The organism is Arhodomonas sp. KWT, from assembly GCF_010993615.1.
Genome location: NZ_WNXE01000083.1, coordinates 3,971 through 12,080, shown reverse-complemented (window position 1 = coordinate 12,080; position 8,110 = coordinate 3,971). Strand labels below are relative to the sequence as shown.

The window sequence follows — 8,110 nt, the reverse complement described above, 5'->3', positions numbered from 1 at the left end:
GGCCCATGCGCGCTGTTTCATCGCCCGTTCGGTGAACTTCCCGGTGCGCTGCCGCCCGGAGATCCGCCCGGACGCCTAGTCGAACACCGGTACGCCCCGGCGCAGGCTGGCGAGCCGCGAGGTGGAGCGGCGGAAGACCTTGCGGAAGGTGACCACCCAGTGCCGGCCGTCGTGCTCCCGGGATTCCTCCACGGCGCGGATGGTGCGTGAGCCGTGGTTGAGGTGGGCGAGCAGGGCGTCGGCGCTGGCGGCCTCGCGCAGCCGCACCGTGTGCCGCTGGACCAGCTCTCCCGAGGCCTCGACCTCGTCCAGTGCCCGGCTGAAGCCCTCGGCGAGCTCGCGGCCGAAACACTCGCCCAGCTCGGTTATCCGTTCCGCCTGGCCCAGCTCGCGGGCGGCCATGACCATGCGCACCAGGCGCTGGGTGTAGAACGCGCCGGGCAGCTCCAGCTCCAGTGCGGCCTCGCTGGCCGCGTCGACCACGTTGATGCCCGGGCAGACGTATTTCGCGCGCAGGCCGGCACCGGCGGGCTTGAGCACGATGCCTTCCGCACCCTCGCCGTCGAGCCGCCGGACCTCCGCCTTGAGCGCATCGATCTCGCCGGGGCCGAACACGCCCAGCCGCGGGGCGTGGGGGATGTCGGCGTCGGCGAGCAGGCGGTCGCGCCCCGACAGCTCCTCGAAACCCGCGCTGTCCAGGCGCAGCACATCGAAGACGAAGGCGCGGACGTCCTCGCCGCCCCGGGGGGAGGCGACATCCATGTATGGATTGCCCGCACCGGCGATCTCCGTGCACAGCACGCCGTCCGGACAGGCGTCGAAGAAGCGGGCCAGCGCGGCCGGGTCGATGAGCTCCGGGAGCCGGTCCATGGTGAAGGGGCAGGGGCGTCCGCTGCGGGTGACCGCGGCGATGCCGTCGCCGGCGCGGAAGATGCGCGCGTTGTAGCCGTCGATCTTCTCCTCGACGTGGCAGGGGGCGTCGAAGTTGGTGCGCATGCCCGCGGCCAGGGAGAAGATGCGGGCGATGTGGGGATAGTCCGGCACCACGCGCCCCGCCACGCGCAGCAGGCCCCGGGGCATGCCCCGCCAGTCCTCCGTGAGCCGGACCCACTCCACGCCGAGGTGCTCGAAGCGCTCGGCGCTGCCGGCCGCCAGGGCCTGCTCGAAGCGCTCCGGCGCCGGTGCCTGCGGATGGCGTTTGCGTGCGCTCATCGACCCCTCCCGGCGTCGCCTCCACCCCCGGCCTTTCCCGCCGGTCCGGATAGCGTAGCCGTGAACGCATTGTGACACGAGCGCCCGCACCGGTTCGCCGGTGACGGGCCCGCGCTTCGCGCGCCCCGCAGCGGCCCCGTTATCCGGTAGGCAGATAGACGTCGAAACGCGTGCTCCGGCCGGTGAGGCTGTGGTGGGGGCGGCGTCCGGCCAGCGGCGGTGCATGTCGGTGGCGCTTGACGACGACCCGCTGTGTGGCGGCGCCGCGGGCGGCGTCCAGCAGCGCGTCGGCGTCGGTGTCCGGACCGAGCAGGGCCTGGAGGAGCTGCATCTCCTTGCCGGCGAGCGCCTTGCGCCGGCCGGCGTCGTACATGGGGTCCAGGTAGACGATGTCCGCGGTGTGGCTGTCGAGATACGCGGCGGCCTCGCCGGTCACCAGCGCCAGCCGGGCGGCTACCGGCGCGGTGGCCGGAGCCGTTCCGGCCCGGCGCAGGGCGTCGCTGAGCAGTGCGGCCACTATCGGCGAGCGCTCCACCATGGTCACCTGCGCGCCCAGTCCGGCAAGCAGGCCGGCGTCGCGGCCGGCCCCGGCGGTGGCGTCGATGATCCGCGGTGTGCCGCCGCCGCGCAGGCCGCAGGCGCGTGCGATGTGCTCGTTGCCGGCGCTTGCCTGCCGGCCCCGGCGGCCGAGGCTCGTGGCGGCGGGGTCAAGCACGAGCCGCAGCCGCGGCGGAGTGGCGCGGCAGAGCGCGAGCGCCTCGCCGTCCCAGTGCAGGTACAGGCCGGTCTCCGGCGGTGCCGCCAGCACCGGGCAGCCGGGTGGTGCCGCGGCGGTGCCGGCGGTGGTGACGATGCCCTCAACGGGTGCGGGGGAGACGGTCATGGGGTGATGTTGGTCGCGTTGTTGCCGTGCAGTATGATCCATTGAAGGCGGATGCCGCACTACATCCAGTATGCCGTAACGGGGCCATCCGCTGGCGCCCGACCCTGGCCACGACCGAGGTGTTTGCACAATGGCGGAGAATCAGACAGGGACCCCGACCGAGGTCGATCCGGAGGAGCTGGCCCGCTCGCTCGCGCAGATCGCCGAGAAGAGCCAGCAGCTGGTCAAGGACTTCATCGCCCGGCAGGAGGGCAGCCAGCTCAGCATGGACGACGCCCTGCATATGAGCCGGCTGTTCCAGGACCTCTACGGCCGCCTGATGTCGGACCCGATGGCGCTGGCCCAGGCGCAGATGGCGTTCTGGCAGGACTACATGGCGCTCGTGCAGAGCACCACGCTGCGGCTCTGGGGACTGGAGGCGGAACCGGTGCGCGAGCCCGACGCGAAGGACAAGCGTTTCCGTCACGAGTCCTGGGAGGAGAGCCCGGTCTTCGACTTCCTCAAGCAGTCCTATCTGCTCACCGCTGACTACATCCACAACACGGTGAAGAACGTCGACGGCCTCGACGAGAAGACCGCCCGGCAGATCGACTTCTACACCCGGCAGTATATCGACGCGATGTCGCCGTCGAACTTCCTTGCCACCAACCCGGAGGTGCTCCAGAAGACCGTCGAGACCCGCGGCCAGAATCTGCTGCGGGGGCTGAACAACCTCCTCGAGGACCTGGAGCGGGGCGGCGGCAAGCTCAACATCCGCATGACCGACCCCAACGCCTTCGAGGTCGGGCGCGACCTGGCGGTCACTCCGGGCAAGGTCGTCGCGGAGACGGACCTCTGCCAGGTCATCCAGTACGCCCCGGCCACGGAGGAGGTCGCCCGGCGGCCGGTGCTGTTCGTGCCGCCGTGGATCAACAAGTACTACATCCTTGACCTCCGGCCCAAGAACTCGCTGATCCGCTGGCTCGTGGAGCAGGGCCAGACCGTGTTCACCATCTCCTGGCGCAACCCGGACGCCTCACTCGCCGAGAAGGGCTTCGAGGACTACATGCACGAGGGTGTGCTGGCCGCCATGGACGCTGCCGGGAAGGCGACCGGGGAGTCGGAGATCAACATGGTCGGCTATTGCCTGGGCGGCACCCTGCTCGCCTCGACCCTGGCCTATCTCAAGGCGAAGGGTGACGAGCGCGTGAACAGCGCGACCTTCCTCACCAGCCTCATCGATTTCGAGCAGCCCGGCGAGCTCGAGGTGTTCATCGACGAGGAACAGCTCGCCATGCTCGAGCGCCAGATGAACGAGATCGGCTACCTGCCCGGTCAGCAGATGGCGGCGACCATGTCGAGCCTGCGTGCCAACGACCTGATCTGGTCGTTCTTCGTGAACAACTACCTCCAGGGCGAGGATCCGTTCCCCTTCGACCTGCTGTACTGGAACCAGGACAGCACCAACATGCCGGCGCGCATGCATGCCTTCTATCTGCGCAACATGTACCTGGAGAACCGCCTGCGCGAGCCCGGCGGCATTACCCTGGACGGCGTGCCCATCGATGTCTCCAGCGTGGACGTGCCGGCGTTCTTCATCTCCACCAGGGACGACCATATCGCCCCCTGGAAGGCCACCTACCAGGGGGCGCGTCTGCTCGGAGGCTCGACGAAGTTCGTGCTGGGCGGTTCGGGCCACATAGCGGGGATCGTGAATCCGCCGGAGAAGAACAAGTACGGCTACTGGACCAACCGGAATATGCCGACGGACCCGGACAAGTGGCTCGACGGTGCGACCTATCACGAAGGGTCCTGGTGGCCGGAGTGGCTGCGCTGGCTGGCCCAGAAGGGGGGTGGCAAGGTCGCCGCACGCACCCCGGGCGGCGGGCGGCTCACGCCCATCGAGGATGCCCCCGGGCGTTACGTGCGCGAGCGTAACGACGACCCCGGCGACGCCTGAGCCGGTATCGGCGGGGCCGCCCCGCCGGCGGCAGGGACGCCGCTCTCCCGACACCCACCCGATCCGGAGTCAGCCCTTGTCATCCCCCGTGCGCGGCCTGGTGCAGGTCAACGTCTCCGTCCTGCTGCTGGGCCTGGTGCCGCTTTTCGCCAAGCTCGTCGACCTGGACGCGGTGGGCATCATCGCCTGGCGCTCGTTCGTCGGCGCGCTGGCGCTCCTCGCCTGGCTGGCCGTGTGCCGCGAGCGCGGCTGGTGGCTCGCCTCCGGGCGCGACCGCCTCCTGGTGGTGGTGCTGGGCGTGATCATGGCGGTGCACTGGACCGCCTATTTCCACGCCATCCAGGTGGCCACCGTGGCGGTGGCCGTGGTCTCGATGTTCACCTGGCCGGTGATGGCCGTGCTCATCGAGCCGCTGTTCCACGGAGGCGGCTGGCACCCGCGGGACCTCGCGCTCGCGGTGCTCGCCCTCGCCGGCGTGGCGCTGGTGGTGCCGGACTTCTCGCTGGACTCCGGCCAGCTCGCCGGTGCCCTCTGGGGGCTGTTCTCGGCGCTGCTGTTCGCGCTGCGCAACGTGCTGCACCGCCACTACCTCACCCGCTACCCGGGCACCGTGACCATGGCCTGGCAGCTGGTGGTGATCTGCGTGTGCCTGGCGGCGTTCGTCCAGCCGCCCGCATCGACCACCGACGCCGGGCTGCTGGTACTCCTCGGTGCGGTGTTCACCGCCTGCGCCCACAGCCTGTTCGTGGCGAGCATGCGTTATCTCCCGGCCAAGAGCGCGGGCATGATCTCCTGTCTCCAGCCCGTCTACGGGATCACCGCCGCCGCACTGGTGCTCGGCGAGGTGCCCCCGCCGCTCGCCGTGGTCGGTGCGGCCCTGGTGCTGACGGTGGCGGTTGCCGAGACCGTAGGGCTGCCCGCGCGGAGCCGGGGGGGCTGAGCATGCCGGTGCTGACCCTGCGTCTCGCCATCTCGCGTTCGGAGTGGCTGAGCTATTACCGCGGCGACGCCCGGGATGTCGTGGCCCGTGCCGAGGACGGCCGCCGTGTGCGTTTCCCGGCGAGCGTGCTGCACCGGCACGCCACCCATGACGGCATCCATGGACGTTTCGAGCTCGCCTACGGGGACGACGGGCGCTTCGTCGCCCTGCGCCGCCTGACGCCGGGGTGAGGGCTCAGGCGCGCAGCCGGGTCAGGGCCGATTCGAGGACCAGTGACAGTCGTCGCGACAGGGGCTCGCGGCGCTGCCAGGTGAGCTCGATGAGCTCCATGCGCTCGGCGCGATCGAGCAGCAGGTCGTCGCTGGTGCCCACTGCGTCCACGAGTCCCAGTTCCCGCGCCTGGCTGCCGAGCCAGTACTCGCCGGTGGCCACCCGGGCGACGTTCAGGCCGGGGCGATAGCGGGCGATGTGCTGCTTGAACAGTCCGTGCACCGCGTCGAGCTCCTCGCGGAACTTCGCCCGGCCGGCGTCGGTGTTCTCGCCGAACACGCTGAGGGTGCGCTTGTACTCGCCGGCGGTATGCAGCTCGTAGTCGACGTCGTGACGCTTGAGCAGGCGGTGGAGATTGGGGAGCTGGGCGACCACCCCGATGGAGCCCACGATGGCGAACGGGGCGGCGACGATATGGTCGGCAACGGCCGCCATCAGGTAGCCGCCGCTGGCGGCGATGCGGTCCACGCACACGGTCAGGCGCACGCCGTTCTCGCGCAGGCGCGCGAGCTGGGAGGCGGCAAGGCCGTAGCTCGGGACCGTGCCGCCGCCGCTCTCCAGGCGCAGCACGACCTCGTCGTCCGAGCGGGCGGTCCGCAGCACCGCGCTGACCTCCTCGCGCAGGTTCTCCACGGCGCTTGCACGGATGTCGCCGTCGAAGTCGAGCACGAACACCCGCGGCAGCCGGGCTTCGCCGTCGCCGCCACCCCGCCGGCGCTGGCGCCGGCCTTCCCGGCGCAGTCGCCGCCGCGCCTTGCGCGACGGGGCGAGGACCCGCTCGATGCCCCGGCGCATCTCCTCGTAGCGCTCGTTGAGCCGGCGTACCCGCAGGCTGTCGCGTTCGCCGCGTCCGCCCCGGCTGCGCGTGGCGATCACGATCACGGCCACGAGTGCGAGCACGATCGTCGCCAGCTCGGCGAGAAACAGGGCGTAGTCCTGAAAAACGGCCATAATTCCCCTTGTACCGGTGTCGCTCCGCCCCCATCGTTGCCGGCAGTATACGGGGCGGGAGGGACGTCATGCAGCATCCGCGGACGCAGGCGCCGCCGGTCTCCGTGACGGTGGCGGGTACGGCGATGTACACCCTGCGGCAGATCGACGAGTGGCTCGGGCGGCCGAAGGGCACGGCCTTTCGTGCCTTCAAGGCATTGCGCCGTGAAGGCGGCCTGCTCGAGGGGCGGGACTTCCTGCGCCTCGACGCCGACGGGCACGGAGGCTGGATCGAGCAGCGGCGTGCGCAGGGACAGGTCTACCGGAGCACCATTCATGTCGTGGTGTTCACCGCGGAGGCCGTAGAGCGGCTGCATGGGCGGGTGACGAATATTCCCGATAGAGGTTAGCCTAAAACGAATTATTCTTTTTTGTTATATTGCGGCCGCTGCTAGAGTCGGCAGTGGCTTCTTCACGAACGACGTCACAGGGACACATCCAAGGAGGTCGACATGGCACTTCGCATCGGCGACACCGCCCCCGATTTCACCGCGTCCACGTCCGAGGGGACGATCAACTTCCACGAGTGGGGCGCCGGCAGCTGGGTGGTGCTCTACAGCCATCCCGCGGACTTCACCCCGGTGTGCACCACCGAGCTCGGCCGCACCGCCAAGCTCAAGGACGAGTTCAACAAGCGCGGCGTCAAGGCAATCGCGCTGTCGGTGGACTCCGTCGACGACCACAAGAAGTGGATCGACGACATCAACGAGACCCAGGGTACCCAGGTCAATTTCCCGATCATCGCGGACGAGGACCGCAAGGTCTCCGAGCTCTACGACATGATCCACCCCAACGCGGACGCCTCGGCGACCGTGCGTTCGGTGTTCATCATCGACCCGAACCACAAGATCCGCGCCACCATCACCTACCCGGCGTCCACCGGCCGTAACTTCGGCGAGATCCTGCGGGTGATCGACTCCCTGCAGCTTACCGACAACTACGGCGTGGCCACCCCGGTGGACTGGGTCGACGGCGAGGAGTGCGTCATCGTCCCGAGCATCTCCGACGAGGACGCGAAGCAGCGCTTCCCCAAGGGCTGGAAGGAGCTGCGCCCCTACCTCCGGCTGACCCCGCAGCCGAACAAGTAAGCGGCGGCAGCCGCTTCCGCACCGGGCCCGCCGGTCCCTTCACCGGGAACGGCGGGCCCCGGCTGATCCGCTGCCCGCCCGGGTGCTATCATCACCGCTCCTTTCGGTGGTCTACGCCCGGCAATGGCCTTATTCCCGGAAATACTGGGTGCGTTGGCACCCTACGAGTGGCAGCCCCTGGTCACCCTGGTGGTGGGCGGGGCGCTGGTGCTGTTCCTGCGCGGCCTGGCCGCCGGGGCCGGGCCCGGCTTCTGGCGGGTGGCGGCCTTCCTGCTCGGTCTGGCGTTGATGTATGCGGTCACCCAGACCCGCTACGACTACTATGCGCAGTACGTCTTCTTCATCCATCGCCTCCAGCACCTGGTGCTCCACCACGTGGCGGCGGTGCTCATCGCCCTGGCCAATCCGTTGCCGGTGCTGGCCGCGGGCACGCCGGCGGGGCTGCGCGAGCGGGTGATCCGGCCGCTGTGGCGGACCCGGCCGGTGCAGTGTGTCTACCGCACGTTGCAGTTCCCGCCTGTCGCCGCGCTCGTGTTCGTCGGCCTGATCTACTTCTGGCTGATCCCCTCGATCCACTTCGATGCCATGCTCAGCCGCGACCTCTACGCGCTGATGAACTGGAGCATGGCCGTCGACGGCATCCTGTTCTGGTGGCTGGCGCTGGATCCGCGGGCGCCGGGGCCGGGGCACTACAGCGTCGGCTTCGGCAAGCGCTGTCTGATGCTCGCGGCGGTGGCCTTCCCCCAGATCGTGCTCGGGGCCTACATCGTGTTCGCCGACAGCGACAT

At 69.7% G+C, this 8,110-nt stretch carries 9 protein-coding genes; 6 read left to right on the top strand and 3 right to left on the bottom strand.

Annotated elements, in window-relative coordinates:
• Nucleotides 1–75 precede the first annotated feature (75 nt).
• Together G7A99_RS12335 and G7A99_RS12330 are read right to left on the bottom strand one after the other, a co-directional pair.
• Nucleotides 76–1,212, bottom strand: coding sequence for an RNA ligase (locus G7A99_RS12335; protein WP_163140549.1), 1,137 nt, complete (start codon nt 1,210–1,212; stop codon nt 76–78).
• A gap of 139 nt (nt 1,213–1,351) precedes the next feature.
• Nucleotides 1,352–2,095, bottom strand: coding sequence for a class I SAM-dependent methyltransferase (locus tag G7A99_RS12330; protein ID WP_163140546.1), 744 nt, complete (start codon nt 2,093–2,095; stop codon nt 1,352–1,354).
• A gap of 130 nt (nt 2,096–2,225) precedes the next feature.
• On the opposite strand from G7A99_RS12330, the gene phaC reads away from it, so the two are divergent.
• The 3 genes from phaC (at nt 2,226) to G7A99_RS12315 (ending at nt 5,204) form a co-directional block, all read left to right on the top strand.
• Nucleotides 2,226–4,034 carry a class I poly(R)-hydroxyalkanoic acid synthase gene (gene phaC, locus G7A99_RS12325; protein WP_163140544.1) on the top strand — a complete coding sequence of 603 codons (1,809 nt, stop codon included), beginning with the start codon at nt 2,226–2,228 and terminating at the stop codon, nt 4,032–4,034.
• 76 nt (nt 4,035–4,110) lie between these two features.
• Nucleotides 4,111–4,974: a DMT family transporter gene (locus G7A99_RS12320; protein ID WP_163140542.1), complete on the top strand. Its 864-nt coding sequence runs from the start codon at nt 4,111–4,113 to the stop codon at nt 4,972–4,974.
• Between the two features lie 2 nt (nt 4,975–4,976).
• Nucleotides 4,977–5,204: a DUF2835 domain-containing protein gene (locus tag G7A99_RS12315; protein WP_163140540.1), complete on the top strand. Its 228-nt coding sequence runs from the start codon at nt 4,977–4,979 to the stop codon at nt 5,202–5,204.
• 4 nt (nt 5,205–5,208) lie between these two features.
• Here G7A99_RS12315 and sohB read toward each other — a convergent pair whose 3' ends face one another.
• A complete protein-coding gene (gene sohB / locus G7A99_RS12310; RefSeq protein WP_163140538.1) occupies nt 5,209–6,195 on the bottom strand; it encodes a protease SohB in 987 nt (328 codons plus the stop codon).
• A 68-nt stretch (nt 6,196–6,263) separates the two neighbouring features.
• On the opposite strand from sohB, the gene G7A99_RS12305 reads away from it, so the two are divergent.
• The 3 genes from G7A99_RS12305 to G7A99_RS12295 form a co-directional block, all read left to right on the top strand.
• Nucleotides 6,264–6,584 carry a hypothetical protein gene (locus tag G7A99_RS12305; RefSeq protein ID WP_240466266.1) on the top strand — a complete coding sequence of 107 codons (321 nt, stop codon included), beginning with the start codon at nt 6,264–6,266 and terminating at the stop codon, nt 6,582–6,584.
• 102 nt (nt 6,585–6,686) lie between these two features.
• On the top strand, nt 6,687–7,322 hold the full coding sequence (locus G7A99_RS12300) for a peroxiredoxin (RefSeq protein ID WP_163140536.1): 636 nt from the start codon (nt 6,687–6,689) through the stop codon (nt 7,320–7,322).
• Nucleotides 7,323–7,475: 153 nt separating this feature from the next.
• Nucleotides 7,476–8,110: cytochrome c oxidase assembly protein (locus G7A99_RS12295; RefSeq protein WP_240466265.1), on the top strand; the 635-nt coding region annotated here is incomplete at its 3' end.